Source organism: Halanaeroarchaeum sp. HSR-CO, assembly GCF_024972755.1.
In the GTDB taxonomy this organism is placed as follows: Archaea; Halobacteriota; Halobacteria; order Halobacteriales; family Halobacteriaceae; genus Halanaeroarchaeum.
This window is the reverse complement of sequence record NZ_CP087724.1, coordinates 140,817-167,427: the sequence shown is the minus strand read 5'-3', so window position 1 is coordinate 167,427 and position 26,611 is coordinate 140,817. Positions and strand designations below refer to the sequence as shown.

General features: G+C 65.1%; 32 protein-coding genes and 1 pseudogene. 22 read left to right on the top strand and 11 right to left on the bottom strand.

Annotated elements, in window-relative coordinates; translation table 11 throughout:
• Positions 1-39 precede the first annotated feature (39 nt).
• Complete coding sequence (gene upp, locus HSRCO_RS00865) at positions 40-717, bottom strand: uracil phosphoribosyltransferase (RefSeq protein WP_259518493.1); 678 nt, start codon at positions 715-717, stop codon at positions 40-42.
• A gap of 109 nt (positions 718-826) precedes the next feature.
• Between upp and HSRCO_RS00860 the strand changes: the two genes are divergently transcribed.
• The 6 genes from HSRCO_RS00860 (at position 827) to HSRCO_RS00835 (ending at position 5,366) form a co-directional block, all read left to right on the top strand.
• A complete protein-coding gene (locus HSRCO_RS00860) occupies positions 827-1,153 on the top strand; it encodes a hypothetical protein (RefSeq protein WP_259518492.1) in 327 nt (108 codons plus the stop codon).
• 25 nt (positions 1,154-1,178) lie between these two features.
• Positions 1,179-1,586 (top strand): SRPBCC family protein, encoded by a 408-nt coding sequence (locus HSRCO_RS00855; RefSeq protein WP_259518491.1) that lies wholly within the window; start codon positions 1,179-1,181, stop codon positions 1,584-1,586.
• Positions 1,587-1,650: 64 nt separating this feature from the next.
• Positions 1,651-1,869, top strand: coding sequence for a hypothetical protein (locus tag HSRCO_RS00850; RefSeq protein ID WP_259518490.1), 219 nt, complete (start codon positions 1,651-1,653; stop codon positions 1,867-1,869).
• Between the two features lie 132 nt (positions 1,870-2,001).
• A complete protein-coding gene (locus HSRCO_RS00845; RefSeq protein WP_259518489.1) occupies positions 2,002-2,298 on the top strand; it encodes a hypothetical protein in 297 nt (98 codons plus the stop codon).
• 1 nt (position 2,299) lies between these two features.
• Positions 2,300-3,274 carry an ArsA family ATPase gene (locus HSRCO_RS00840; RefSeq protein ID WP_259518488.1) on the top strand — a complete coding sequence of 325 codons (975 nt, stop codon included), beginning with the start codon at positions 2,300-2,302 and terminating at the stop codon, positions 3,272-3,274.
• 313 nt (positions 3,275-3,587) lie between these two features.
• Positions 3,588-5,366 carry a carbon starvation protein A gene (locus HSRCO_RS00835; RefSeq protein ID WP_259518487.1) on the top strand — a complete coding sequence of 593 codons (1,779 nt, stop codon included), beginning with the start codon at positions 3,588-3,590 and terminating at the stop codon, positions 5,364-5,366.
• A gap of 125 nt (positions 5,367-5,491) precedes the next feature.
• Here the strand turns inward: HSRCO_RS00835 and HSRCO_RS00830 are convergent, their stop codons facing one another.
• Entirely contained in the window at positions 5,492-6,073 is a 582-nt protein-coding gene (locus HSRCO_RS00830; RefSeq protein ID WP_259518486.1) for a hypothetical protein, read from the bottom strand.
• A gap of 192 nt (positions 6,074-6,265) precedes the next feature.
• Between HSRCO_RS00830 and HSRCO_RS00825 the strand changes: the two genes are divergently transcribed.
• The 4 genes from HSRCO_RS00825 to HSRCO_RS00810 all read left to right on the top strand — a co-directional run bounded on the left by HSRCO_RS00825 (position 6,266) and on the right by HSRCO_RS00810 (position 8,954).
• Positions 6,266-6,436 (top strand): hypothetical protein, encoded by a 171-nt coding sequence (locus HSRCO_RS00825; RefSeq protein WP_259518485.1) that lies wholly within the window; start codon positions 6,266-6,268, stop codon positions 6,434-6,436.
• Positions 6,437-6,477: 41 nt separating this feature from the next.
• Positions 6,478-7,179 (top strand): DUF5828 family protein, encoded by a 702-nt coding sequence (locus HSRCO_RS00820; protein ID WP_259518484.1) that lies wholly within the window; start codon positions 6,478-6,480, stop codon positions 7,177-7,179.
• Positions 7,180-7,225: 46 nt separating this feature from the next.
• Positions 7,226-8,398, top strand: coding sequence for an inorganic phosphate transporter (locus HSRCO_RS00815; RefSeq protein ID WP_259518483.1), 1,173 nt, complete (start codon positions 7,226-7,228; stop codon positions 8,396-8,398).
• Positions 8,399-8,531: 133 nt separating this feature from the next.
• Positions 8,532-8,954 (top strand): ester cyclase, encoded by a 423-nt coding sequence (locus tag HSRCO_RS00810; protein WP_259518482.1) that lies wholly within the window; start codon positions 8,532-8,534, stop codon positions 8,952-8,954.
• Positions 8,955-9,004: 50 nt separating this feature from the next.
• Here the strand turns inward: HSRCO_RS00810 and HSRCO_RS14565 are convergent.
• Together HSRCO_RS14565 and HSRCO_RS00800 are read right to left on the bottom strand one after the other, a co-directional pair.
• A pseudogene (locus HSRCO_RS14565) lies at positions 9,005-9,295 on the bottom strand (hypothetical protein); the annotation flags it as partial.
• A gap of 182 nt (positions 9,296-9,477) precedes the next feature.
• Positions 9,478-10,830, bottom strand: a complete 1,353-nt coding sequence (locus tag HSRCO_RS00800; protein ID WP_259518481.1) for a hemolysin family protein — start codon at positions 10,828-10,830, stop codon at positions 9,478-9,480.
• A 181-nt stretch (positions 10,831-11,011) separates the two neighbouring features.
• Between HSRCO_RS00800 and HSRCO_RS00795 the strand changes: the two genes are divergently transcribed.
• Positions 11,012-11,596 (top strand): L-threonylcarbamoyladenylate synthase, encoded by a 585-nt coding sequence (locus HSRCO_RS00795; protein ID WP_259518480.1) that lies wholly within the window; start codon positions 11,012-11,014, stop codon positions 11,594-11,596.
• On the opposite strand, the gene HSRCO_RS00790 is transcribed toward HSRCO_RS00795, so the two are convergent.
• The 4 genes from HSRCO_RS00790 to HSRCO_RS00775 all read right to left on the bottom strand — a co-directional run bounded on the left by HSRCO_RS00790 (position 11,580) and on the right by HSRCO_RS00775 (position 14,375).
• The gene (locus tag HSRCO_RS00790; RefSeq protein WP_259518479.1) at positions 11,580-12,254 is read right to left on the bottom strand and encodes a hypothetical protein; all 675 of its coding nucleotides are present in this window, start codon (positions 12,252-12,254) and stop codon (positions 11,580-11,582) included. The genes HSRCO_RS00795 and HSRCO_RS00790 overlap by 17 nt on opposite strands.
• A gap of 54 nt (positions 12,255-12,308) precedes the next feature.
• The gene (locus tag HSRCO_RS00785) at positions 12,309-12,911 is read right to left on the bottom strand and encodes a conditioned medium-induced protein 4 (RefSeq protein ID WP_259518478.1); all 603 of its coding nucleotides are present in this window, start codon (positions 12,909-12,911) and stop codon (positions 12,309-12,311) included.
• Between the two features lie 108 nt (positions 12,912-13,019).
• Complete coding sequence (locus HSRCO_RS00780; protein ID WP_259518477.1) at positions 13,020-13,793, bottom strand: hypothetical protein; 774 nt, start codon at positions 13,791-13,793, stop codon at positions 13,020-13,022.
• Positions 13,794-13,796: 3 nt separating this feature from the next.
• Complete coding sequence (locus tag HSRCO_RS00775; RefSeq protein ID WP_259518476.1) at positions 13,797-14,375, bottom strand: hypothetical protein; 579 nt, start codon at positions 14,373-14,375, stop codon at positions 13,797-13,799.
• Between the two features lie 245 nt (positions 14,376-14,620).
• Between HSRCO_RS00775 and HSRCO_RS00770 the strand changes: the two genes are divergently transcribed.
• From HSRCO_RS00770 to HSRCO_RS00740, 7 genes are all read left to right on the top strand, one after another.
• Positions 14,621-15,280, top strand: a complete 660-nt coding sequence (locus tag HSRCO_RS00770) for a hypothetical protein (RefSeq protein WP_259518475.1) — start codon at positions 14,621-14,623, stop codon at positions 15,278-15,280.
• 226 nt (positions 15,281-15,506) lie between these two features.
• Positions 15,507-16,187: a hypothetical protein gene (locus tag HSRCO_RS00765; RefSeq protein ID WP_259518474.1), complete on the top strand. Its 681-nt coding sequence runs from the start codon at positions 15,507-15,509 to the stop codon at positions 16,185-16,187.
• Between the two features lie 220 nt (positions 16,188-16,407).
• The gene (locus HSRCO_RS00760; protein ID WP_259518473.1) at positions 16,408-17,055 is read left to right on the top strand and encodes a hypothetical protein; all 648 of its coding nucleotides are present in this window, start codon (positions 16,408-16,410) and stop codon (positions 17,053-17,055) included.
• 231 nt (positions 17,056-17,286) lie between these two features.
• Complete coding sequence (locus HSRCO_RS00755) at positions 17,287-17,847, top strand: hypothetical protein (RefSeq protein WP_259518472.1); 561 nt, start codon at positions 17,287-17,289, stop codon at positions 17,845-17,847.
• Positions 17,848-18,044: 197 nt separating this feature from the next.
• Positions 18,045-18,911 carry a DUF1102 domain-containing protein gene (locus HSRCO_RS00750; RefSeq protein ID WP_259518471.1) on the top strand — a complete coding sequence of 289 codons (867 nt, stop codon included), beginning with the start codon at positions 18,045-18,047 and terminating at the stop codon, positions 18,909-18,911.
• A gap of 63 nt (positions 18,912-18,974) precedes the next feature.
• The gene (locus HSRCO_RS00745; RefSeq protein WP_259518470.1) at positions 18,975-20,165 is read left to right on the top strand and encodes a S26 family signal peptidase; all 1,191 of its coding nucleotides are present in this window, start codon (positions 18,975-18,977) and stop codon (positions 20,163-20,165) included.
• Positions 20,166-20,195: 30 nt separating this feature from the next.
• On the top strand, positions 20,196-21,290 hold the full coding sequence (locus HSRCO_RS00740) for a DUF5305 domain-containing protein (RefSeq protein ID WP_259518469.1): 1,095 nt from the start codon (positions 20,196-20,198) through the stop codon (positions 21,288-21,290).
• Here the strand turns inward: HSRCO_RS00740 and HSRCO_RS00735 are convergent.
• On the bottom strand, positions 21,287-21,682 hold the full coding sequence (locus HSRCO_RS00735) for a hypothetical protein (protein ID WP_259518468.1): 396 nt from the start codon (positions 21,680-21,682) through the stop codon (positions 21,287-21,289). The two genes, HSRCO_RS00740 and HSRCO_RS00735, sit on opposite strands and share 4 nt — an antisense overlap.
• Positions 21,683-21,835: 153 nt before the next feature.
• Between HSRCO_RS00735 and HSRCO_RS00730 the strand changes: the two genes are divergently transcribed.
• The 4 genes from HSRCO_RS00730 to HSRCO_RS00715 all read left to right on the top strand — a co-directional run bounded on the left by HSRCO_RS00730 (position 21,836) and on the right by HSRCO_RS00715 (position 26,041).
• Positions 21,836-22,417: a biotin transporter BioY gene (locus HSRCO_RS00730; protein WP_259518467.1), complete on the top strand. Its 582-nt coding sequence runs from the start codon at positions 21,836-21,838 to the stop codon at positions 22,415-22,417.
• A complete protein-coding gene (locus tag HSRCO_RS00725; protein ID WP_259518466.1) occupies positions 22,414-23,115 on the top strand; it encodes an energy-coupling factor ABC transporter ATP-binding protein in 702 nt (233 codons plus the stop codon). The genes HSRCO_RS00730 and HSRCO_RS00725 overlap by 4 nt, the downstream gene beginning before the upstream one ends.
• On the top strand, positions 23,109-23,813 hold the full coding sequence (locus HSRCO_RS00720) for an energy-coupling factor transporter transmembrane protein EcfT (RefSeq protein WP_259518465.1): 705 nt from the start codon (positions 23,109-23,111) through the stop codon (positions 23,811-23,813). Before HSRCO_RS00725 ends, HSRCO_RS00720 begins: the two co-directional genes overlap by 7 nt.
• A 113-nt stretch (positions 23,814-23,926) precedes the next feature.
• On the top strand, positions 23,927-26,041 hold the full coding sequence (locus tag HSRCO_RS00715) for a 4Fe-4S dicluster domain-containing protein (RefSeq protein ID WP_259518464.1): 2,115 nt from the start codon (positions 23,927-23,929) through the stop codon (positions 26,039-26,041).
• 30 nt (positions 26,042-26,071) lie between these two features.
• Here the strand turns inward: HSRCO_RS00715 and HSRCO_RS00710 are convergent, their stop codons facing one another.
• Positions 26,072-26,287, bottom strand: a complete 216-nt coding sequence (locus HSRCO_RS00710; RefSeq protein ID WP_259518463.1) for a hypothetical protein — start codon at positions 26,285-26,287, stop codon at positions 26,072-26,074.
• Positions 26,288-26,416: 129 nt separating this feature from the next.
• On the bottom strand, positions 26,417-26,587 hold the full coding sequence (locus tag HSRCO_RS00705) for a hypothetical protein (protein WP_259518462.1): 171 nt from the start codon (positions 26,585-26,587) through the stop codon (positions 26,417-26,419).
• Between the last annotated feature and the right edge of the window lie 24 nt (positions 26,588-26,611).

The following is a 26,611-nucleotide window of genomic DNA, read 5'->3' as shown; positions in this document are numbered from 1 at the left end:
ACAAATATCTTGGTCCGTTCGGGACGGGCGTCGACGGCCTCAGGTGGTCCGGAAGGCCCGGTCGCCCGCGTCGCCGAGGCCGGGGACGATGTACCCGTGCTCGTCGATGTGATCGTCGATGCTCACCGTGAGGAGGGTCGCCGCCGGCACCGCCGACTGGACGCGGAGGAGGCCGTCCGGTGCGCTGACCGCCGAGAGAACGAACAGGTCGGCGGGGTCCGGCCCCGAGTCGAGGACCGCCTCGAGGACCGCGACCATGGTCGATCCGGTGGCGAGCATCGGGTCCGCGACGATCACCGTGTCGTCGGCGGAGATGTCGGGCAGTTTGACGTAATCGATGCTGATGGGGAACGTCCCGTCGTCGCTCATGCCGGCCGCCTCGTCCCGGCCGGCGCTGATGACGCCCTGTTTCGCCCGCGGGAAAGCCTTGAGGAGTCCCTCGACGAACGGCGTCGCGGCTCGCAGGACGTTGATGATGACGACGTCGTCCAGGCCCCGGACCCGCTCGCCCATCGTCTCGGTGAGCGGGGTCTCGATGGAGACGTACTCCGTCTCCATGGCCCCGTCGATGATCTCGTACCCACAGATCCGGCCGAGTTTCACCAGCCCCTTGCGGAAGGCGACCTGTTCGGTCTCCACCGAGCGGAGCCGCGAGAGGGTGTCCTTCGCGAGCGCGTGCGTAATGACCGATGCGTCCCCGCGGTCCTCGATTGCCATATGCGCCGAATGACCGGGCGGTCAAATTAAACGTATGGACTGTCACCGTGGATATCGCTCGCTCTGCCGGCCGCGAAACGGCTTTGCCTATTGGACGAGTATCATATCTATGCCGGTCAGGAATCGCGACGGAGATCCGGTCGACCCGTTTCCATGGGTCGTCACGGCCGCCCTGGCGTTCATGCTCCTGTTCTCCATCGGCCCCATCTACTTGCAGGAGTACGGGCTGTCCCTGGTCCCCTCCATCGTCGTGTTGTCGATCGGCTTCCTCGGGGTGGTCGTGGCTGGGTACTGGCGACTCGTCCACACCGTTCGGCCCGACCTCAGAGCAGAGATCTCACCCGAGTTGCGTATCCAGCGTCTGTTCTATGCCATCCTTGCGGGCATCCTGTTGCTCCTCGCCGTGAGCATCCCCATCGCCACCCAACAGGGATAAGTGGTCGCTCCTGGAGGATGTTGGTATGCGAACCGTGTCGGCGACCCGGCGGGTCGGGGACCCGCCGGCGTCCGTCCTCGATACGCTGGACCCGATGACCATCATCGACGCAGAGGGCACGTTCTCGGCCCTCGACATCGAGGAAACTGGCGACGAAACCAGGGTCTTCGCCCGGGGTGGCGGAATGGAGGTGGTCTTCACGTTCAACAAGACGGACGATGGCTACGAGTACGAACAGCTCGGCGATGCCGGTCCCTTCGAGACCATGGAGACGACGCTCGTGGTGACGCCGGCGGACGAGGGGTCGCTCCTGACGATGGACTCGACGGTCAGCCTCGGGCTCCCGTTCGCGTCGGTGACCGACCGCATCGCCGCGTGGAAGCGTCGGGGAGAGCTGAAACGCGCCTTGCGGGCCATCGACGAGGAGGTGTAAGCGTTGGCCGCGGGACCCGCCGATACCCGAGCGGATTTATTCTTTCGGGACGTTACCATTCGTCATGGGACTGCTTGACACAGTATCGGACGTCGTTTCCGAGATGGGGCCGGACCGGGAGGCGTCCCAGCGCCCCCAGTCGAAGGGGGCCTACTGGTGTGACGACTGTTCCGTTCGCATCAGGGACGTCGAGTACGACGGCGAGGGGACACCGACCTGTCCGGAGTGCGGCCAAGAGATGCGGTTCGAGCGGCGTCCGGATTCGGGCGGTTGTGCCTGCTAAAGAAGCGCGAATCGACGACCGGACGGCCGATGGAGCCGGTCGGTGTGACCGAGGCGTCCTCCCCTGGCGATATTGTGTCCCATGCCGACCCGACCCACGCATTTATGCGCGTTTGTACCAATACTCCCCAGTATGACCATCCACGAACAGTTCGCGAAGGCACGCGAGGTCGCGAGGGAGTGGGCCCACGGCCTCTGGCACGGGATGATCGAGCATCCGGCAACGGAGAAAATAGAGAAGGAGGCAGAAGACATCGAAGACGAACTCTTCTTCGGGATGTTCGCCGACGCCTTCGGCATCCCGAGTCCGGTCTCCTACTACACGGTCGAGTTGCTCCCGTACATCGGCGAGGACTTCGAGAAGTTCGAACGCCGCATGTGGGACCGCGAATCGATGATCGAACGCGCCGGACAACAGTACCACTTCTAAAATGGAGAAATTCGTCTTCTTCGGCGGCAAGGGAGGAGTGGGCAAGACGACCGTCTCGAGTGCGTACGGGTTGAAGAACGCCCGTGCGGGCCTCCGAACCCTGCTCGTCTCGACGGACCCGGCGCACAGCACCTCGGACGTCTTCGGTCAGCAGTTCGACGACGAACCGTCGTCCGTCCAGGGCGTCGAGAACCTCTACGCGATGGAGATCGATCCCGAGGACGAGGTGCAAGCCCACCTCATGGAGATCAAACAGCGGATGGCCGACCAGGTCAGCCCGTCCATCGTGAACGCGATCAACAGTCAGATCGAACTCGCGCACAAGACGCCCGGTGCGTACGAGGCAGCCCTCTTCGACCGGTTCATCCAGGTGATGCGCGAGGCCGACGACTTCGACCGGGTCGTCTTCGACACCTCACCGACCGGTGGAACGTTGCGTCTGCTCTCGTTGCCCGCGTTCCTCGAGGACTGGATCGACCGCCTCATCGACAAGCGAGCGAAGAGCATCGACCTCTTCGAGAAGGCCGCCATCGGCGAGAAGAAGGCGCGCCAACGAGCCGAGACGGACCCGATCATCGCCCATCTCAAGGAGCGCAAGGAGAAGTTCGAGTTCGCCGGCGAGAAGCTGCGAAACCAGTCCGCGTTCTACCTCGTCATGAATCCAGACGACCTGTCCATGCGGGAGACCGAACGGGCCATCGAACAACTGGACGAGTACGGTATCGCGGTCGATGGACTGGTCATCAACAAGATCACCCCGGCACCGGACGAGGACGAGACGGGCGTCGGCGCCCGATATCTCCGCGACCGTGTGGCTACGGAGCGAGAACGTATCGGACGGATTCGAGCCGACTTCGACCGACCGGTGGTCGCGACCATCGAATCGAGGGTCGAGGAGATCAGAGACGAACTCCTCGACGACGTGGCCGCCGAACTCGACATCGGCGTCGGGGTCGAAACGGCAGCGGAACCGTAATCCCCAGCGACCCGGGTCCGTCCGCCACCGAAATACCCAAAGCATTATGGCCGTCACTCCATGACACAGAGACGCCAGACCGCGAGTGCCACCACGTCGATAGACGGACGGTAGCTGGACCGGCCGGCAACAGTACATCGCACTGATAGGTTCCGACCGCAGTCGGGACCGTCCCGTGCAATATCGGACGACGGTACTGCGCCGATGGTGTGTCCGATGAGCGGTGCGACACCACTGAATTCGGACAGTAATTATTGTTGTCTACAAATCTTTAAGTGAAGCTGGTACTTAGCCCGGCGTGAGGTTCCATACCATGCAGGCAATATGGCTGGTGCTCATAGTGCTCGCGATCTTCACGGTCGCGTATCTCGGATACTCGAGATACCTTGCGCGTTTCGTCGAGCTCGACGACGCCCAGGAGACACCCGCACACAAGTACGAAGACGGACAAGAGTATGTACCCGCAAAGAAACCAGTATTGCTCGGACACCACTATTCGAGTATCGCCGGTGGAGCCCCCATCGTGGGGCCGATCACGGCGGCCGCCTGGTGGGGATGGCTCCCCGCCCTGCTGTGGATCGGCATCGGTAATCCGTTGATGGGATCGGTCCACGACTTCGTCTCCCTGTCGGGCAGCATCCGACACGAGGGGAAGTCGATCGGCTACATCATCGGCGAATACGTCGGTGATCGCGGCAAGAACATGTTGCTCTGGTTCGCGTTCCTGACCATTATCCTCGTGGTGGCGGTCTTCGCCTTCGTGGTCGGCGTGGTCTTCGACGCGTACCCGAGCGCCGCGACGGCCAGCCTGATCTACATCGCCCTGGCGCTGGTGTTCGGCGTCTACCTGTACCAGTTGAACCTGCCGTTCATCCCCGGTACGGTGGCATTCGTCGCGGCCGTGTTCGTCGGCGTCTGGGTCGGCATCCAGAACCCGATCGTCCTCTCCACCGCCGAGACCGCACCCGCGTTCCTCCCGACGATCGTCAACGGGAACGTCTCGCTGTGGGTCCCCATCATCATCGTCTACGCGTTCATCGCGTCGGTGTTGCCGGTGTGGATGTTGCTTCAACCACGTGACTACCTCTCGTCGTTCCTGTTGTACACCGGTGTTGGCGGGACCCTCCTCGCGGTCATCGTCGGGACGTTCCTCGTCGCCGAACCCGCCACGCTGGAGATGCAAATCTCCATGTACACCGGCTTCATGGCCGGCGAGTACGCTCAGCCACTGTTCCCGATCCTCTTCGTGACCATCGCGTGTGGGACCATCTCCGGGTTCCACTCGCTGGTCTCCTCGGGGACCACGGCCAAACAGCTCAACCGCGAGACCGACGCCCGACTCATCGGCTACGGTGGGATGCTCGGTGAGGGGCTCCTCGCCACCACGGCGCTCATCACCCTCGGTGTCGCCGGTCTGGCCGGAACCGCCGCTGGTGGCGGTGTCGGCGGTGCGCTGCCCAACTTCGCGACGGGTGGCGGCATCATCCTGAGCACGGTGGGTATCCCCCAGAGCTTCGGTGCCCCGTTCATGGCGCTGGTCATGGTGAGCTTCCTGCTCACGTCGACGGACACCGCGTTGCGTCTCGGTCGCTACATGCTCGAGGAGGTCGTCGGGACGCCCACGACCTCGACCCAGCAGACCGTGACCAACAAGTACGTCAGCTCAGGCGTCCAGAGCGTCGCCGCATTCTTGCTCGTCGCGAGTGGGACCTGGAGCACGCTCTGGCCGCTGTTCGGCGGGGCGAACCAGATGCTCGCTGCGCTGGCGCTGCTCACGGCCACCGTCTGGCTGGCGAACTGGGACCGCTCGAAGCAGTTGATGAGCACCGGTGTTCCGATGGCCGTGATGTTCGTCATCACGGTGAGCGCGTTGCTGTACCTCTCGCTGTACACGAACCTCTATCAAGGGTTCATCCAGGGCGGCCTCGCGGGGCAGGGACTGTTCGCCCAGGTGTCGATCGCGGTGCAGATCGGCATCGCGCTGGTCCTGGTCGTACTGGGACTCTCGCTGCTTCGCATCGGGTACCGTAATCTCGATTCGGTTCGTTCCGGGGCCGTCGCCGCGGACGGCGGCGCAGAAGACGCGGACTAACTGACGCGTTCGCTTTTCTTTTATCCGCTTCGCTAGCCACTGCACTACCAGGAGACAGCGGCCCTAGCACCTCGAGAGCGATCGTCGGCCGGAAACCGACGGGAAAAGCGGCGAGTTCGTCCCGTTCAGATCTGTAGCCGTCGGGTGATCAACTGGAAGAGGCCTGGTTCTTCGGTCTCGATGGGTTCCCAGGTCTGGAACGCCTGCCAGACGTCCGCGTTCTCGCTCGCGGTGATCTCCCGCCGATCCGGCGCGGCGACCACGAGATTGATCTCGTAGTGGCCATTGAACCCGAATTTGAGGAGGGTCCGATCCGAAAAGCCGGAGACGAACTCGTCGACGTCGGGGTCGAGTGCCGGCACGACGAGGACGACGGTGACGTCGGTACTGAAGTGCGTGTCCGTGTGTTCGACTCGCTCCTCGGCGATATCGTGGGCCACCTCGACGAGGGCCTCGAGGTCGGCGACCGAGACGGATTCCTGTCGACGGGCATAGAGGTACTCCCGGGACTCGTGGTTTGCGTAGTTGAGCGCGGGGTGAAAGAAGTGCTTCTCGCTCTCGATGCGCATCGATCCCGCGAGGTCGAACGACTCGCCGTGAACGGCCACGTCCTTCTCCAGGTCGTAGTTGTACATGATCCGGTCGGAGACACGGTCCAGGTATTCGTCCTCCCAGTCCGGGATGTCCGCCGGCAGTTGCTCGCTCATCGGGCACTCACCCGCCGTGGGCCGAGGGCCGGCGATCTATCGTGATAATTCATACCATTCGCAAGGGTGGCCCGAGATAAATATCCGTTGGAGCCCGGAACCCGCGAAACCGTTATCCGACCGGCGCTCGAAAGAACGATAGAAGATACCATGGGAACTAATGACGATGTCGAACACTGCGGACGCTGTTCGATGAGCACCGCGGTCGATATCTCGAGTGGTCGCGGCACCAATCCGTGGGACGGCGACCGTATCGAGGTCGACGAACGGGACCTCAAGGCCGTCTCACACCACGTCGTCGCCCTCGGCAAGATCAAATCCCGCCTGGACGAATGGGCCACTGCACTCACGTACGGTCGCTGAGTCGGAAAGACGTAAATTCCCTGCCGAGATAGGCACCCACGATGGAGGAACGGCTATCCGGGTTCGTCGCCCGAGGGACGTGGGAGGACGTCGTCGAGCACGGCGAGCGCATCACGAAGGCGCTCAGAGAGACGGGTGCCCACGAGGCGTCTCCCGACCAGTTCGACGCGTGGACCGAGTGGCGGCCCAAGATGCACGAGCGCATCGAAGCCGAAGTCAGCGAGAAGACCGCCGAACAGGCCTCCGTGACCGAGGGGGAGGGAGAACAGGCGGGGAAGACGGCCGACGAGGACCTCCAGACGGCGGGTGAGCGATTGTCGGAGTCCTACGAGCATCTGGAAGAAGACGACACGGAGAGCGCCGTCGAGAAGTGGCAGGATTCCCTCGATTACGTCGCCCGGGCGGCCGACACGGCAAGCAGGAAGGCCCTCCGTAAGGTCGAGGACACGGTCTACCGGAAGGTCATGACCCAGGTCGCCCCGTACTACTTCGACAACGAGTTGATCTCGGCGAACATCCAGCGTGTCCGCAGCCAGGAGGAGTTCGTCTTCGAAGTGAACATCAACGACGAGGAGTGCAAAGACTCGGTCAGAGACCACCTCTACTCCTACGAGGAGGACTTCGATCGCTGGCACGTCGACACCGAGAAGGTGGTCGAGAACGTCGAAGCCGCGGAGGGAGCGGAGGTCTCGGAGGGGGAAATCGAACAGGACGACGCCGATCCGACGGCGACGCGTAACTGAACGCGGTCCGCCAGGCTCTTTATCGACGGGGGCAAGGCCGATTGTAATGATCAGCACCGGACTCGTGACGATTCTCGTCGCCGCCTCAGCGAGCCTGTTCATGGCCTGGGCCATCGGTGCTGGCTCCTCCGGGTCGACGCCGTTCGCTCCGGCGGTGGGGGCGAACGCCATCTCGGTGATGCGAGCGGGCTTTTACGTGGGTATCCTCGGTTTCGCGGGAGCCGTGTTACAGGGCGCCAACGTCTCCGAGGCCATCGGTGCCGAGTTGATCCACAACGTGACCCTGTCGCCGCTCGCGGCGACGGTCGCGCTCATCACCGGCGCCACCCTGGTCGCCATCGGCGTCTTCGCGGGCTATCCAATCGCCACGGCGTTCACCGTCACGGGCGCCGTCGTCGGCGTCGGACTGGCGATGGGCGGAGACCCCGCCTGGGCGAAGTATCGTCAGATCCTCGCGCTGTGGGTCGGCACCCCCTTCCTGGGCGGTGGCGTGGCGTTCGCCACGGCGCGGCTCCTCCGACGGACGACCCGGGACCGCGTGACGATCCCGGCGCTCGCTGGCGTCGTCGGACTGGTCCTCGCGAACGTTCGCTTCGTGGTGCTCGGACCGCCCGCGGGAGAACGGTCCATCGCGGCCGCGATCGCACAGGCGCTGGTCGGCGGCGCCCCCCTCGTCGAGGCCGTCGCCGGCGTCGTGTTCGCGCTGCTGGTGGCCGCGGTGGTCCGGTGGGACGTCGGCAGGGGTGTCGCGGCGGCCCAGCGGCGGTTCCTCGTCGGTCTCGGGTCGCTAGTCGCGTTCTCCGCAGGTGGGAGCCAGGTCGGCCTGGCCGTCGGCCCCCTCTTGCCATTGCTGGGAGAGGCGATCCGGATCGAGTTCGTCCTCGTCGGTGGCGGGATCGGGCTCCTCGCGGGCTCCTGGACCGGCGCCCCCCGGATGATCAAGGCGGTCGCACAGGACTACTCCTCGCTGGGACCGAACCGTTCCATCGCCGCGCTGATCCCGGCGTTCGTCATCGCACAGGTGGCGGTCTTCTTCGGCATCCCCGTCTCGTTCAACGAGATCATCGTGAGCGCCATCGTGGGGAGTGGTCTCGCCGTCGGGTCGGGCGGGGTCAGCCGGTCGAAGATGGGATACACCGTGTTGGCCTGGGTCGGCTCGCTCGCCCTCTCGCTCGCCGTCGGGTACGGGGCGTATCTCGGCGTCGAGACGGTGCTCTGAGGGGGTCTGTTACAGTTCGTCGGTACGTGTTCGCGTGCAAAATGCCGGGTCAGACCCCCGACGTCCGTCGGTCGTCGGTCCCGGGAAAGTATTATCTACGTGTCAATTAGACGTACACGTGGGGAGTTATCCAATGGACATCGATACACGGGAGGGAATCATCGACGCCACGGACCGGATCTTCAACCAGAACGAGTTCGACTACATCGACGAGATATACGCCGAGGACGTGGTGATGCACCTGATCCCGGAAGGACGTGACTACGAGGGACGGGAAGCGTTCAAACAGTGGCGGCGAGCCCACCACGAGGCATTTCCCAATTTCGAGGTCACACACGAAGACGTCATCATCGGCGACGAGAAGTTCGTCATGCAGTGGACGGCCCGCGCCACCCACGAGGGGCCATTGCCCGGTCTCGGAACGCCGGCGACGAACAAGACGATCCAGTACAGGGGGGCGACCATCCACCGGATGGGCGAGGAGAAACTGACGGAGGCGTGGTGGTACTTCGACCAATTCGGCATCCTCGTGCAACTCGGCCTCGTTCCGGAGTGACATCCTCCTCGCCGTAAACGGCGAGGCTTCCCACGCATGGGGAATACCAGTCAGTCGTCGTCACCAGAACCAAGGGTTCTGGTTGGCTCACGAGACATCGTCTCGTGAACGCTGGCAGAGGGTTTCGACTCTTCGTAGGCCGTGAGCGTCATCTGCGCTGGTACGCTCTTCTCACGGTGTCGTTCGAGAGACGCAGAGCGTCTCTCGTGACCACAAGACGACGGAGTCGTCTCGGTCGGAGTCGTGGCAGTGTCACAACCGCTCCCATCCCGTGGCGAGTCATCGCGTTCCGCCTTGTCAAGCGGGACGCTCTCTCCCCACGGGTCAACCCGTTGTGCGATAGTCCGTTCGTTGCTGGGAGTGTGCCCACCCACGTCTGGCGGCCGGACGCAGGTACTGCCGCCGTTGGTTCATCTCGTTCGTGCCCGTAGAGAACGCATCGTTGCACGAACCCCCTTCACCGGACTGCACACTGGCAAGAAGTATCACTCGCCGCCGACAGCGGAGCCGCCGTTTCGACCGATCACTCCAGGTCCTCGACGTCGGGGTTGCCCGCTGCTTCGGGGACCTCCTCCGGCGGATGGCGGATGACACGTGCCTTCATGATGCGGGTGTTCTCCACCTGCTCGACGCGCAACTCGACGTTCTCGAAGGTGAAGGATTCGCCCTCCTCGACGAGGCGACCCGCCCGGTTGAAGATGAAGCCGGCGATGGTCTCGAACTCCTCGCCCTCCGGGAGTTCGATGTCGAGGGCCTCGTTGACCTCGTCGATGTTGACCTCGCCACGAACGAGGACCGTCCCCTCCTCGACGACGTCGATGGGCCGTTCCTCTTCGCCCTCCAGGATCTCGCCGACGATCTCCTCGATGAGGTCCTCGGTCGTGATCAATCCCTCCGTGGTCCCGAACTCGTCGATGACGATCACCATCTGGACGCGTTCCTCTTGCATCTCCTGGAGCAGATCGTCGACGTTCTTGCTCTCCGGGACGTGGAGGGTGGGTTCGAGCAGGTCGTCGAGGTCCACGCCGTCCGACTCGCCGTAGAGATACTCGCGAACCAGGTCGCGCAACTGGACGATGCCGATGACGTTGTCCAGGTCGTTCTCGTAGACGGGGACCCGCTCGTGGCCGGACTGCGTACACGTCTGGATCGCCTCCTCGATTTCGGCCTCGTTCGAGACGGCGGTCATGTCCAGGCGTGGGGTCATGACCTCCTTGGCGATGGTGTTGTTGAACCGGAAGATACGCTGGAGCATCTCCCGTTCGTCCTCCTCGATGACGCCCTCGCGTTCGCCCGTCTCGATCATGTCCTGGATCTCAGAGCGGGTAACGTAGGAGCTCTCGATGGCGGCCCGACCGCCCGTCACCTGGTTGACGACGCGAGTGAGGTAATCGAAGGTGATCACCAGTGGGTAGAGGAGTTTCTCCGAGAGAGCGAGTGCGGGGGCGATGCGGAGCGCCCACGATTCGGAGTTCTCGACAGCGTAGGATTTCGGCGCGCTCTCGCCGAACAGCAACACGAGCGTCGTGATCCCGAAAGTCGCGGCGATGACCGCCTCACCCTGGGACAGATAGAACCCCAACAGCCCCGTCGCGATCGAGGACATCGCGATGTTGACGAGGTTGTTCCCCACGAGAATCGTCACGAGTAGCCGGTGTGGGTCGCTTTTCAGATGTGCCACCGTCTCACTGCCCGGAAGCCCCTCCTCTCGGAGGGCCTCCACCCGGTGTTGGGCGAGCGAGAACATCGCGATCTCCGACGAAGAGAAGAACGCGGAGAGGACCATCAACACGAGGACCGCCAGGCCACCGCCGACGAGGACGATGTCCTGGTCGATTGCGACAGCCCCGACCGTCTGAAGCAGAGATATACCCATTCAGTATCGCACCTTCCGCGCCCGGCGAATTAAGCGTTTCCTCCCCGAGGGGAACGATGGGCGACTATCGGGGTGATACGGCCGTCGGTCGGCCGAAAGGCGGGACCGAACCGCCCACCACCGCGGATTCCCGCTCGGCCACCGGCGCGAGACTTTTCCCCTACGCGGCCGGACCACGCGTATGCACGACGTGGAGCAAGCCGCCGACGCCATCCGGTCGGGGCGGCTGGTCGTCTATCCGACCGAAACGGTCTACGGCCTCGGCGCCGACGCCCTCGACGAGGCGGCCATCGAGCGGGTGTTCGCCGCGAAGCGGCGGGTCCGTGAGGAACCGATATCGCTCGCCGTCCCGACCGTCGATCGGGCGTTCGAGTACGTCGACGCGACGGACCGGGAATCGACGTTCATGCGCGAGTTCCTGCCCGGCCCCGTGACCGTCGTCGTGGCCAAACGAGCCGCGGTGCCGGACGTGCTCACTGGTGGCCGCCAGCGAGTGGGCGTGCGGGTCCCCGACCACGACCTGGCGCGGTCGCTGCTCCACGCCGCCGCCCCCATCACCGCCACCAGCGCGAACGTGAGCGGCAACCCGAGCGTCACCGCCCCCGACGACCTGGACCCCGCCATCCGATCGGCGGCAGCCGTGGTGCTCGACGGCGGGGAGACGGCAGGGACGGCCAGCACCGTCGTCGACGTGTCGGCGGACGAGGTGCTCCGGGAGGGACGGGACGCCGACGCGGTGCGGGCGTGGCTCACCGACCACCGCTGAGCGAGAGGAGCGACCGCAGCGAGCGGGTCTGCACGCCGCACTGCTCGGCGTACTCGCAGGCCCCACACCGGGACTCGTCGTGGAGTCGCGGTGGCGGACCGTCGAGGGCTCGAACGGCGCGAAGCGTGCGACGGTACTCGGCCGTTCGACGGGTCGTCAGCGTAATCTTCCGGACGACCCCGTGGAACGGATACTCGACGAACGCCGTCTCGACCGGCGTGGATTCCCGCCAGGAGAGCGCCTTCGCCGAGCCGACCGCCCGGACCGACTGCGGGTGCCAGACGCCGGTCTCCGGCGGACGACCGGGGGAGACGAGCACCGGGGCGAGGGGATCGTCGAGGACCTTCGCGAGTCGCCCGTGTGCGTCCTTTCCCCGGACGAAGACGTCGGTCTCCGCCGGCGCGACGAGGGCGTCCCACGCGTCGAGGGTCTCGCGAACGCGGTCGAGCGATTCCCGGAACGCACTCGGCGAGACGTCCAGGCCAATCGAGGAGAGGGCGACGTCGCTCGCGATGCGAAGATCGGGATACGAGCGAGAGAGACGGCGAGCCTGCTCGGCCGATTCCGGTGGCGAACGGTCGTCCTGGCGGGCGTAATGGAGTTTTCGCGGACAGTAGGCCGCGATAGCGAGGTCGGAGAGGGCGATGGTATCGGTCACGCCGCGAGGTTGACTGGTCTTCCCTGATAAACCCGACCGGCTACCGGCGATCCGTCACAGCTGGGTGTCCGTCTCCTGGCCCTCGATGGCACCCTCGAGACCCGTCTCGAGTACGTCGCGGGTCATCTGCTCCGCGAGACCGCGGTCCTCGAGGAGGTCCTCGAAGTCGTCACGGTATCGGTCGTTCACCTGACGAATCTCCCGTTTCGCCTCGAGAACTCGTCGGTACCGGCGCACCGTCGATTCGCTGACGCCCAGTTCCGCTGCTGTCTCCGAAACCGAGGAACCGGAATCGAGTGCGTCTTCGAGTTCCTCGAGGGCGAATGGGGCCTCCTCGTCCCGATCCCGGAGAAGATGGAGGTCGATGCGAGCGCGACCGACCGTCTTCGCCACCGTCTCCTCGTCCAGTTCCCTGGCGATCTCGGCGTCGGAATCGCCCTCGTAGAACCCCCGGACCACGGTCACCAGGGCCTCGTCATCGAGGGTCGTATCGAACCCGAGGTCGGCCCGCATGCGCCCGATGATCTCGACCAGCCGCTCCGCGACGTCCACGTCGTCGACGAGCGATCCTCGGGACTCGGACTGTCGCTCGGTGACCTCGGCGTCGTCGCTCACCTGCATGAAGATGTCGCGGAGTTCCTCGGTCTTCTCGTCCATCGATGGCCTGCAACTGAACGCTACGGAGATATAGGTGTTTGCCTCGTTCGGGACGCTGGTTCGCAAGCGGGCCGGCCACGCCCGCGCGGGGTCGTCGGCGGTCCCCCGTCAGGAGCCGAGGTCGAGCTCGCCGTCGACGACCTGCGCGTCACCGCCCTCCCACGAGTCGATAGTCTCGTTCTCGCGGTCGAACTCGGGGTGGACGTAGGTCACGTCGACGGCGGGCACGTACAGCGCCACGGCGCTCGGACTACCCTGGACCTGGGACTGGAGTGTCTGGTTCGTCTGGAATCCGGTCAGGGACTGCTCGGTGAACGGCCGCTCGTCCTGGGTGTCGTTCGTGCTGGTCGTCCAGTAGGTGACGTCGGTCTCCGCGACTGGCGAATCGTCCAATTCGACGTCGCCGTCGGTCAGGTACGTCGCGGACGGGGTCGTGTCCGCACAGGAGACCGCGAATTCGCGCGTCACCGTGTCGCCGTAGATGGCCGCGGTCACGCCCTCCCCTTCGAGCGTGACCGTGACCTCGACGGTCTCGGCGTCACCCGGCGAACAGTCGACCGTTCCCTCGATGGCCGCCGCCTCGCCCGGCGCCAGCGTGGGTTCGCTCAGGTCCGCGAACGTGACCGACTCGGACTCGACGGAGACGTTCGTCACCGAGACGTCGTCGAACAGTCGGTTCGTGACGGTGACGACGGCGACCCGGTCCCCATCGGCGACGGTCGTATCGCTCGATTCATACCCGACGTACGCGCTGTCGTCGTCGACGACCGCGACCGACACCCCACGCTCGGCGGCCACGCTCCCGAACCCGATCGACCCGACGAGCAATCCCGTCACCGCCACGACGGCCAGCGCGAAACTGAGGGTCTTCAGTGCACTCATGGCTTACCTCCTGAGCCGTTCCGGAGGCGCGCCCGGGGCCCCGAGCCGCGACGTCCGATCGAAGTAGGCGTGAATCGCCGCCGAGACGCCGAACGAGACTGTGATGGCCGCCATCCACCCGATTTCGGGAATCGCCTCGAGCGGCCAGAGCCCGGCCCCCACCGCGGCGACGAGGGCCAGCGCCAGCCCGGCGAGCCCCAGGTAGTACTGGCTCCAGGGGATCTCCCGGCCCGACACCACGTCTATGTAGACGTCGACCTCCGCAAGCCCCGGTTGTGGCTCGATCGTCCCCCGATTCTTGTCGTACTCCACGATACCGATATCGTCCATCTTCGGGAGGTGGCTCTGCTGGAGGGCCGTATAGACCCGCTTTCGCTCGTCGTAGGAGAGTTCAGACTCGTCGACGTCGTACTCCCACGCCGCCACCCGCTCGGCGACCTCCCCGATCTGCATCGGCTCGTCGGCCTGCTCCAGCGCGTGGACCACGTAGCGACGACGCCGGTTCGAGAGGATCTCGAACAGGTCGTCCTCGGACGGCCCTTCCTGAACCGCACCCCCCGGTGCACCCGTTGTGGTAGACACGTCACGAGATAGTTACGAGGTAGGGCACATTGCTATGGAGGGGCTTCGATCAGGTATGTGGTAGCCTGATGTCGTCAAATAGTTGCTAACAAGTGGTAAGCCGTATATATGACACCGTTGCAGGTCGGCAATATACCGTCAAGCCTCGCTTACTCTACCCGCAATCGTATCAATACTACTGTCGACCATCCCCAGCGATTTGGGTGTGTCCAGGACGGTCGGGCACGTGAATGGGGAGAACACCAATGCAACGACGGAAATTCCTCGCGACTGTTGGATCGCTCACCGCCGGATCGGCGGCTGCAATGAGTACGGGTGCGTTCACACAAGCTACCGCACGGCGCGATGTGTCGGTCGGCGTGACGGGTGACGCTGCCGCGTACCTCGAATTGAATGACTACAGTGAGTATGCGTACTACGACGGTGGGCAGTTGAAACTCGATTTCGGTGAACTGAACCAGGATGCTGACTTCCGGTTCTACGACGTTTTCCAGATCAGAAATCCCACTGACGAACCCATCGCTATCCTGCTTGATGCTGGTGGGCAAGTACCCGACGAAGTCGGCCAATACTTCAAGGGAACGCTCTTTGATAATCTCAAGGCGAACGGGATGCACAGTGGGTGGTATGACGATTACACGAACGCTGATCCCACGAGCTTCCCCAACATCAACGGAGCGGCGAGCGCACCATCTGCGTACAACGGAGAGCTTTCAAATCCGGCACATCCTCGGACGTGGTCCACGAATAATGAACACGTCATCACAACTGGCGAGGCGCTCGAACCAGATTTCTACATCTTCGGCACCCCGGACGATTCAAGTATCGATGTGAGCGGAAAGATCCGAATTATCGCGTACACCGCTGGATTCGTCCAGGCCGACAAAACCCTGGCCGACCTCTGATCGAAATTCGCCATTTTTCCGTTTTGGTCGATGGTTCGATAGGAATGCTCGTTCCGTACCGTTTTCCCAATCCGACGTTCGCGAAATCCTCGGTAATAGAGAGAGACGATAACTGCGAAGGACCTTGTTGAACCGACGGCAATCGTGTCAATACTACGTCGTATTCGCCTGATTGGAATTACGTGTGCTCCCGGATGACTGGGCGCACCAATAAGGTCGAAAACCAATGCAACGACGCAAATTCCTCGCGACGGTCGGATCGCTGACCGCCGCGTCCGCAGCAGCAATCGGAACCGGCGCGTTCACCACTGCCTCGGCGGGCCGAACGGTCACCGTGGAAGTCGAAAACGATCTGAATGCGAAAATCGGGCTCGTCCCTGGCAGTCACGAAGACGTCGAGATCAACGGCGACGGTGAACTCGAACTGGACCTGACCGGAACCAACGGTGAAGGAGTGAACATCAACTCCACGTACACCTGGGGCGATCCGAACGACCCCGCCGCCGACCACGCGTTCAAGATCGTCAACAACGACGAGGAGTCGCTGGTGATGAAGATGAACTACTTCTTCACCAACACCGGCTGGCTCACCAACCACGGCAACGGGCAGTCGTTCATCCGCTTCCAGCTATTCGACACCGGCGACGGGCCGACGGGTTCCTCCGCCGAGAACTACCCACACCAGAGTTACAACAAGGACTACTCTCTGGGGGGACCGACCGGCGATTGGGCGCCGGGCGGTGGCTACCGGTTCAACTCGGGTGAGGAATATTATATGGTCGTGACCGTCGACACCACGGGTCCGAACGCCTCGACGGACGACGACCTCTCGGGGACGGCTTCGTTCGAGTTCACCTCGGACGCGAGCATCAGTCAGGATAGCTGGTACCCGGAGAGTCCACCCTGATAGGACGGGCCCGTTCGCAGCAGACCCGTCGTCACGTGCAAATTACGTCATTTCTTCGGCCGCCGTCGATACGGTCACCGTACCGAGCGTTCAGAGAATGCCCAAACCGGGGTAAGGTGGACGCTGAACCGATGGTAATCGTATCAATACTACGTGGTATTCAAATGATAGTTTAGCCGTGTGCTCCCGACGAACGGAGCGCACAAACGGAGAGTTACCAATGCAACGACGCAAATTCCTCGCGACGGTTGGATCGCTCGCCGCCGGGTCGGCGGCCGCAATCGGCACGGGAGCGTTCACGACGGCCTCCGCGGACCGCAGCGTAACTGTCGAAGTGGAAAACGACCTGAATAGCAAGATCGCCCTGGTTCCAGGCGGGCACTCGGGGATCGAGATCAACGACGACGGCGAACTCGAGATCGACCTGATGGCGCCCGGCGACAATGGTGTGAATATCAACTCCACCTACACGTGGGGTGATCCGGACGACCCCGCCGCCGATCACGCGTTCAAGATCGTCAACAACGACGGACAGGATTACGACGACCTGATCCTGGGGTACGACCTGGACGACGATAGCTGGGTCGACCACAGCACCACGTACTCCAACGAGTCGTTCATCCGGTTCGACGCCTTCGGCGAGGGTGACCCAGACGGGTACTGGGCGTCGTTGAAGGCACCCAACAACGAGCTGGGAACCCCGATCCCGGTGTCGCGTAGCATGCCCACGTCGGACCCCGTCGACTTCGAGGCGGGACAGGAAATCTACGTCGTCATCGACGTCGACACCACCGGCTCGCTGGCGACGCTCGACGACGACCTGACCGGAACCCTCACCGTTACGGTCGAGGGACCGGGCGGGAACTGACCCACACCACTCAGACGGCATCGATTTTTCCGAGACAATGGGACAGACAACCTGTTCGGAACGTACTCGCAGTCCTACTCACCGATATCGAAAGAAATCGGAGGCAGGGGGTCTCAACGGGGACCGCAGGCAATAGCTGAATGGTCGGCAATCGTATCAATACTACGTAGTTTTCTGTGGATTGCTCACCAGTGTGCCCTCTCGAGCGGGTACGCGAACGAGGCCAAACCAATGCAACGACGCAAATTCCTCGCGACGGTTGGATCACTCGCCGCCGGGTCGGCGGCTGCAATCGGCACGGGCGCCTTCGAATCGGCGTCTGCGACGCGGAACGTGACCGTAGAGGTCGAAGAAGACGCGAGTGCGTGGATCGCACTGAACCCACTCAGCGACTACGCCTCCTACAACGAAGACGGATTACTCGAGCTCAACTTCGGCGAGTACCCGGGGAACGTCTGGGCGGCCGAGTCTCAGGGGATGAACGGTGAGGCGACGTTCGAGTTCGCCGACGTGTTCGAGGTCTGGGCCGACCTGGGTAGCAGCGCCGGGCAGTACTACTTCTGGATCGAACCGAAGGACTTCGACGTCGACGTCGAGTTAACCGCAGGGGGCGGCCAGAGTGGACACGCGGTGCCGCCGGAGGGCATCGACCTGACCCAGCCCTTCCAGTTCCCGGGCCAACCCGGAAGCGTCTTCGTCGACATGACGATCACGACCGCAGAACCCATCGAAAACGCGGGTGGAACGCTTATCATCCACGCATCGAAAACGAACCCCCAGAACAACGCGTAACGATCCACGCCCGCACCCCACTCCAGATTTTTCGGTGACCTCGACCACCGAGCAACGGTTGCGGCGATGATGAACGCGGGCCACGAGCACCCCCGGTCTCCCTCTCAAGCACCCCCATCCACCGACTAGACGGCCCAATACAATGCGCTTACTCCGTGAAGGCCGAGACAGAGAGAGAGCGCCAGACAGTCCCGGCCATGCCCCGCACCATCCACCGCCTCGCCGTCGGTCTCGCCCTCCTCGCAGCCGTCGCCCTGCTCGTGCCGTCGGCCGCGACGCTGTTCGTCCCGACCCAGCCCGCCGATGACCTCGGCAACCAAGTCCACCTCCAGCCCGCGGCTGGCGAGAACGGCGACTACTCGTACCTCGCTGATGGCGAACTCGTGATCGACGTCTCGTCGTCGAACCCGTCCGGAGACGTCGAGGGCGTCAATCCGGGCACCGTCACGCACCTCGAAGACGTCTTCGTCGTCCACTACAACGGGAGCGAGTACGCGGAGGTCTGGCTGACCCACGAGGGGGAGGGACTGACCTTCACTGCTGCGGGGCAGCCGGTCGACTCGCGTTCGACCGCCATCACCCTCGGCCCGAACGAGACCGCCGCGGTGGGCGTGCTCGTCGATACGACCGACGGGAACGCAGTCGAGCAGGTCGACGAGTTCACCGTCCACGCGCGGGCCGCCGAGCCCGAACCGACGGCTGACGATGTGGACGACGATTCCCCGGGTGACTGGTGGAGCGGGTCCGAGCGTACCACGACGGAATCCTCGGACGACGATGGTGAAGCAACGAGCATAGCGCCGTCGACGACCGCCGATTCGTCGGGCGCGTCACCCGCGGACGCGCCAGCAGACGCACCACCGCAGGGGTCAGCCACGACCACCGGCGAGAGTACCGGGGGCGAAGTGGCGACGGTGACGACGACCCAGCCGGACGAGCGGTCGCCGACCATCGCGCTCGTCACCGAGCGCGCGGCCGGCCTCACCGGAGGGGCCCTGGCAATGGGCATCGTCGGCCTCCTTGCAGCGCTGGCGGTGGTCCTCGTCGGCCGTCGTCGCCCCTGAGCACCCGGTAAGTCGGTCGCTAACTAATTGCCACGAACGTGTCAGACACTTCCAGAACTCCCTATGGACGCACGGCGACTCGTCTGGAACGGCCTGGAGGTGCTGGTCATCGTGCTCGTCGCCGGTCTGGTCGTCGGGCAGGTACTCGGGACGCCGATACTTTTCGGGTACGTCGAGACCGGGAGTATGGCGCCGACCATGGAGGCAGGTGACGGGTTCGTCGCCGTGCCCGCCGCGCTGGCGGGTTCGCCGGAGACGGGCGACGTCGTCACGTTCCGGGCCGAAAAACTCCACGAGGGAGGTCTCACGACGCACCGTATCGTCGGCACGACCGACCGCGGCTATCTGACCCAGGGTGACGCGAACCCGTTCACCGACCAGGATGGGGATGAGCCACCGGTGAAAGACGCTCAGATCGTCGCCGTGGCGCTGCAGGTCGGCGGCCAGACGGTCGTTCTCCCCCACCTCGGGACAGGTGTTACCGCGGTCCAGGGGGCGTTCGAGGCGGTGCAACGACAGGTCGTGGCCCTGACCGGGATGCGGTCGCTGGCGGGTGGGCAAGGGCTCGCCTACGTCGTCCTCGGCCTCTCCATCGCGTTGTACCTGGTGGACCTGCTATTGAGCAGGGGGCCATCCCGGGAACGCGATCGGACCGTCGGCCACGACGACGGCGTCGACGGGAGACTAATCGTGGTGGGCCTGGCGGCGATGCTGGTCCTCTCGGCGACGGCCGCCATGGTGGCGCCCGCCGGCGCCCAGTCGATCGGCGTCGTCAGCGCCGAATTCGAATCCGAACGGCCGACGGTCATCCCGACGGGCGAGTCAAAGACCCTGGACTATCGGATTCCAAACGGCGGGCTCGTACCGGTCCACGTCTATCTGGAACCAGGGAGTGAGGGGGTGGCCGTCGATCCGGGCCACCAGTACGTCGGGGGCCGGAGTGCCGGGACGGCCGCGGTGACGTTGACGGCACCCGAGGAGACGGGGTACTACCAGAATTACCTCGTGGAGCACCGCTACCTGGCGGTGCTGCCGGCATCGCTCATCGACGGCCTCTACCGCGTCCACCCGTGGGCACCGATCCTGGCGATCGACGCGGTGCTGGCCGGGGTGATACTGGGGCTCGGATTCGCTGCGCTCGGCGGCCAGCGCGTCCGTCTCCGCCGCCGGAAATCGAGACACAGCCGATCGGTGGGGCGCCGACTCCTCGCGTTCCTGACGCCATCCGGCGACCGGCGGGAATCGAACTCGTGACCAACGGGACAATCGACACCAATCAGTGATATGAAATCGGACAACTTCGGTACGGGGGAGGGCACGCAGCAATTACGAGTACGGGCGATACTCGCGTCCTGGTTCGCGGTGCTGGCGGTCGTTGCAGTGATCGCGGTACTGGCAGGTGGGTGGGCCACCTACACGGCGCACGCCGACCCGGGCACCGTCGAATCGACGGCAACGGAGACCGCCTGGGCGGTCGACGGGTCGTTCGACCACTCGGCGACGGTGACCCGCCCGAATCCGGTGTTCCAGACCGGTGCGACCCTGGAGAACCGCTCGACGTACTTCCTGGCGGCTTCGCCGATCCTCGACGGCGATTTCACGGCCCAGTATCGACCGACCGGTGACGAACCAGCGGCGGTGCAACTGGACGCCGACCTCGTCCACCGGGCCGCCGACGAGGAGACTGTCTTCTGGTCGGATCGAACCGACCTCGCCGCGACCGAGGCCCAGTCCGTCGCCGCCGGAGAGACGGAGTCCCTCGAATTCTCCGTCAACGCCAGCCGCGCGATGGAGCGCCGAGAGAACATCACGGCCGCGCTCGGGAGCACGCCCGGCGAACTCAGTACCGTCATCGTCGTCGACGTTACGGCGACCGCGCCGGCAAACGGTGAGCCGGCCGAGCTGACCTACTCCGCAGAACTCCCCGTCACCCTGGCGGACGGCACTTACTCGATTGGGTCTCCCGATGGGGCCTCCGAGCAGGTGACCGACACGACGACGGAAACGGTCCCACGTGCGTACGGACCCGCCATGAGCTATGGCGGGCCGCTCGTGTTGCTCCTCGGGCTCGTGGGCCTCGGCGGTCTCGCCGCGGTGCGGTTCCGTGACGAACCGATCGCGTTGACCCCGGAGGAGCGCGCGCTCCTCGACTACCGCGATCAGCGAGCCGAGTTCGACGAGTGGGTGGTCCGCGCGGAACTGCCCGACAGCGTCCTCGATCGGGAGGCATCGGCGGCCGCGTCCTTCGCCGACCTCGTCGACTTCGCCATCGACGCGAACGTGGCGGTCATTGAGGAACCGAACCGCGAGCGATACTACGCGGTCACGCCGGACCTCCTCGTGACCTACGACCCACCAGAACCCCTCGAAGAGGGCTAGCACTCCTGCATCGACTTCGTCCAGTAATCCACGCTGCCGTTGTCGAGGAGGGTGAAGCGCACGCCCACGCAGTCCGCTTCTCCGTCGACGAAGTCCGTCGTGTCGACCGCTCGGGTCTCCCCGTCCATCGTCGCGCGGACGACGTATCGACCTGGCCCCTCGATTGGACTGGTCGCGCGGACGTCGGTCGTCTCCGACCTACCCGGCGGGAGCTGGAACGTATCGTCGTACACCGTCTGGCCATCGTCTTCGACGGTCACGTCGACTGCATATCGCTGCTCGCGGTCGTTCTGGAGCCATATCCAGGCGAGTCTGGACCGGGGTGGCGCACCGCCACCGAGACACCCGCTGAGGGCGATCGCAAGACTGGAGAGGAGGGCTCGCCGCTCCATGGCAACGAAATGCCATTTGAACGACAAATATCCACCGGCGGTCGCGGGTTCACCCGGGACGTCGGTGGCGGATCGAGGAGTGTGAGGCAGATCGAGCGGTCGACCACCTCGTCAACCGATACAATAAGGAGGGTTGACGAGGCAGTGTGTGCCATGAGCGCCGAAACCGACGCCGTCGAACTCGTCGGGGACGAGACGGTCGAGAACGTCGCTCGCGCCGCCGTCTTCGCTGCCCTCACGGGGGCGTTCGCGTACGTTTCGTTCCCGCACCCGTTGACGACGGTGCCGATCACGCTACAGGTACTCGGCGTCTTCCTCGCGGGCATCTTCCTCGGCCCGATCTGGGGATTCGCCTCCATGGGCGTCTACGTCGCGGCCGGGGCCGTCGGCGCCCCCATCTTCGCGTTCGGTGCCGCCGGTGCCGGGGTCCTCTTCGGGAAACTGGGCGGCTATCTCGTCTCGTATCCGATCGCCGCCGCGGTCGTGGGCGTCGTCGTCCACGGCATCGACGGCCTCGTCGACCCCGCGGACGTCTCGCTCGCCAGATTGCTCGCGGGTATGGGGCTCGCGACCGTCGTCATCTACGCCCTCGGCACGGTCGGGTTCGCCATCGCCGGCGACGTCGGCCTTCTCGAAGCGTTCCTCCTCGCCGGCGCGCCCTTCGTCCCCGTCGAACTCGTGAAGATGGCCGCCGCCGTCGGCGTCGTCAGGAGCGACGCCATCGCCGCCGGATGATCGAGATCACCGACCTCGTGGCACGCTACGGGGACGCGACCGCCCTCGACGGCGTTTCGCTTACGGTCGAGGACGGGGAGTTCGTGGTGCTGACCGGTCCCAACGGCTCCGGGAAGACGACGCTGGTTAGACATTGCAACGCCCTGGAAACGCCGGATTCGGGATCGGTGGTCGTCGAGGGAACCGAGGCGACCGACGACCCGGTCGCCGCTCGAACGGCGGTCGGGATGGTGTTCCAGAACCCCCGCGATCAGTTCGTCGCCGCGACAGTCGGTTCCGACGTCGCGTTCGGACCGGAGAACCTCGGACTCACCAGAGACGAGATAGACGAACGGGTGTCGAACGCCCTCGACGCCGTCGGCATGAACGATCGAGAGGGAGAGCGCATCGACTCGCTCTCCGGCGGCGAACAGGCCCGGGTGGCCATCGCGGGGGCGCTGGCCATGCGCCCGTCGCATCTGGTCCTCGACGAACCGATGAACGGACTGGACGCGGCGGGTCGGCGGTCCGTCTGGGCGCACCTCGACGACCTCCACGCATCGGGAACCAGTCTGATCGTCGTGACCCACGACCTCCGGGACGTCTGGGAGCGGGCCGACCGCCTCGTCGCACTCGCCGACGGACGCGTCGCGGTCGAGGGGCCACCGGCCGAGGTGCTCGACCGCCTCGGCGAGGTCGACGTCAGGCCGCCATGCTGACCTACGAGACGGGTGGCGGACTCGCGCGAGCGCTCGACCCGCGGACGAAACTCCTCGCGCAGGTCGGGTTCGCCGTCGCGGCCTTCGAGTTGACGACCCCGGCCGGTCTGTCTGCCCTCACGCTCGTGGTCGGGGGCGCACTGCTGGCCGCCCGCGTCGGCCCCGTCGAGACGCTCGCGGAGTACGGCCCGCTCGTTCCGTTCCTTCTCGGGGCGCCCCTCGTCGCGGGGCTGACGCTCGGTGCGCCCTGGTTCGTCCCGGCCGATACCGTCGGTCCCGCACTCGCAAGCTACCGGAGCGTCCTCCTGCTGGCGGTCGGGGCGGCCTACGTCAAGACGACGCCGGTCCGCGAATCGCGGGCGGCGGTCGCGTGGCTGGTGCCGGGACGCGTCGGCCGAGGACTCGCCCTCGGCGTCGCGTTCGTCTTTCGGTTGTTGCCGCTACTCCAGACGGACCTCCAGCGCGCGCGTGACGCCTCCCGGGCCCGCCTCGGGGAGCAACGCCCGCTCCACGAGCGGATGCGCATCGTCGCCCTGGATGGGCTACGCCGGGCCACCCGCCGGGCCGACGGCCTTGCGGTCGCCCTGCGCGCCCGCTGTCTCTCGTGGAATCCGACACCGCCGGCGATGGCACTGAGCGGCCGGGATTACGCCGTCCTCGGGGGAACGGTCGGGCTACTCCTGGTGGCGTTCGTCTGAGACGGTCCATCGCGATATCGAAATCGCCGAAACAACCGGGAAGGCGTTTCCCGCCGTTGAATTCGACGGCCCTGTGGTAAGCTTTATGCGGATTCTGACTCGCCTAGTGTGACATGGACACCCTCGCGCAGGTCGCGCCCGACGTCACCCGGCCGACCTTCTGGCAGATCGGCCCCGCCGGCGAGCTCGTCTTCTACTACCTCGCCGCCGTCGCCATCGCCATCTTCCTGTACGGCTCCTACGAACGGGTCCGCTCCTTTGCCGCCGGCCCCGCCGACCCCATCGACCGACTCGACGACCTCGGCCGGCGCGTCCTCGAAGCCACCAGAATCGTCGCCTCCAACGAGAAGCAGTTCGACCGCGACTGGTACGGCGGGCTCATGCACACCCTCATCTTCTGGGGCTTTCTCACCCTCCTCGTCGGCACCACCATCCTCGCCATCGACATGGACATCTGGACGAAGGCCCTCGGCCAGCCCTCCTTCTTCGTCGGCGCCTTCTACGTCTCCTTTTCCTTCGTCATGGACGCGCTGGGCTTCCTCTTCGTCGTCGGCGTCGGGATGGCGCTCTACCGACGGTACTGGATCCGGAATGGGCGACTGTGGGGCAAGCACACCGGCCCCGAAGACGATCTCTTCGTCTGGTCGCTGTTCCTCCTCGGCGTCGGCGGCTTCCTCCAGGAGGGGATCCGTATCCTCGGGATGGGCATGCCCGACTACGAGGTCGTGAGTTTCGTCGGCTGGACCGTCGCGAACTCCCTCGCCGCTGCCGGCGTCTCCGAGGCCGGCGCCACCGCCGCCTACGGCCCACTGTGGTGGTCACACGCCGTCATCGCCCTCCTCTTCGTCGCCGCGGTCCCCTACGCCAAGCCGCTGCACATGCTCACCTCCTTCGCCAACGTCGTCACCCGCGACGAGCAGGCCGGGACTCGCCTGCCCGGCGTCCCCGAAGACGCCAGCCCCGAGGAGATCGGGTTCACCGGCCTCGAGGACATGTCCTGGAAGCAGCGCCTCGACCAGGACGCCTGTACCAAGTGTGGGCGCTGTTCGTCGGTCTGCCCCGCCGCCGAATCCGGCCGCCCGCTCGACCCCCGCGACGTCATCCTCGATCTGAAGGAGTACCGCCACGCCGTCGAGAACGGCGAGGCCGACGAGATGGACATCGTCTCCGCACAAAGCGAGAGCGTCATCGATAGCGAGACGATGGAGGCCTGCATGACCTGTATGGCCTGCATGGACGCCTGTCCCGTCGAGATCGAACACGTCCCGCAGTTCACCGAGATGAACCGCCGCCTCACCGAGACCGGCCAGATGGACGAGAACGTCCAGGAGGCCATGATGAACGTCTTCCAGAACGGCAACTCCTTCGGGGAACCCGAACGCAAACGCCCCGACTGGACCGACGAGCTGGACTTCGAAATCCCCGACGCCCGCGAGGAGTCCGTGGAATATCTCTGGTACGTCGGCGATTACCCCAGCTACGACGACCGCAACAAGACCGTCGCTCGGGCCCTCGCCCGCATCTTCGAGGCCGCGGACGTCTCCTACGGCATCCTCTACGAGGACGAGAAAAACGACGGCAACGACGTCCGCCGCGTCGGCGAAGAGGGGCTCTTCGAGATGCTCGCCGAGGAGAACATCGAGACCCTCGAGGCCGCCGACTTCGAGACGCTCGTCACCACCGACCCGCACTCCTTCAACACCTTCCGCAACGAGTACGAGGACTTCGGCTGGGAGGACGGCGACTCTGTCCATCACTACACGCAGGTCGTCGAGGAGTTGATCCAGGGAGGAAAACTGCCGCTCGACGCGAGTGACCTCGATAGAACGGTGACCTTCCACGACCCCTGTCACCTCGGCCGTTACAACGACGAGTTCGAGGCGCCGCGAGCGGTCCTCGACTCCACCGGTGTCACCGTCGACGAGATGCCACGCAACAGGGCAGATTCCTTTTGCTGTGGCGGTGGCGGCGGCGGTCTCTGGATGGACGCCGACGAGGAAATCAAGCCCTCCGAGGAGCGCATCCGCGAGGCCCTCGAGGACACCCGCGCCGGCGACGACGTCGAACAGTTCGTCGTCTCCTGTCCCATGTGCATGACCATGTACGAGGACGGCCGCAAGACCGGCGGCTACGAGGACGACATCGAGGTGGTCGACCTCGCAGAACTCGTCTGGGAGGCACTCGAGGGCGAACAAGCGGCGGCCGGTGAGCCCGTCGCCGCCGACTGAACGGCGAGTCGTCGTTTCTCGGGGCGTCCGTCACCGCGCCACGGCGACGAGTACCACCGAGACGGCCATCGCGGCCAGCAGTGCGGGGCCGACGGGGGACAACAGGACGACGGCCGCCACGGGGATGGCGGCCGCGAGCGCCAGCGAGTGTGCGGGCGGCGACGAGGGGCGGCGACCGTCGGCGTGGTCAGCGTGGTCGGCGTAGTCGGCGTGCTGTACGGATCGAGAGCGGTCGTGTCGTGACATCGTCTGCTGTGGAGGGGGGGGTCGATCGTCGTGGGATTCGATACGAAGAGTGGTCCGTGCGTCAGCGGGGACTCGGCCGGGCGACCGAGGGGGCGGACCGGACGGGTTGGGCGGGACCTCGGGCGGCCGTCAGGTCTTCAGCGGGCCGCGGTATCCGGTCGCGAGCGACCCGATACCCGGCCAGTCGTCACCCACTCGGCCCGTCGGGCCGTCACACCCGGTGGCCGGGTCCGGTCCCGCCGCCGGGGTTGCGACGCTCCGAAAGAAGGCGAGCGGTCGTCGGGCGAGTGGACATGACATCGTAGTCACCTGATCGACGCGACA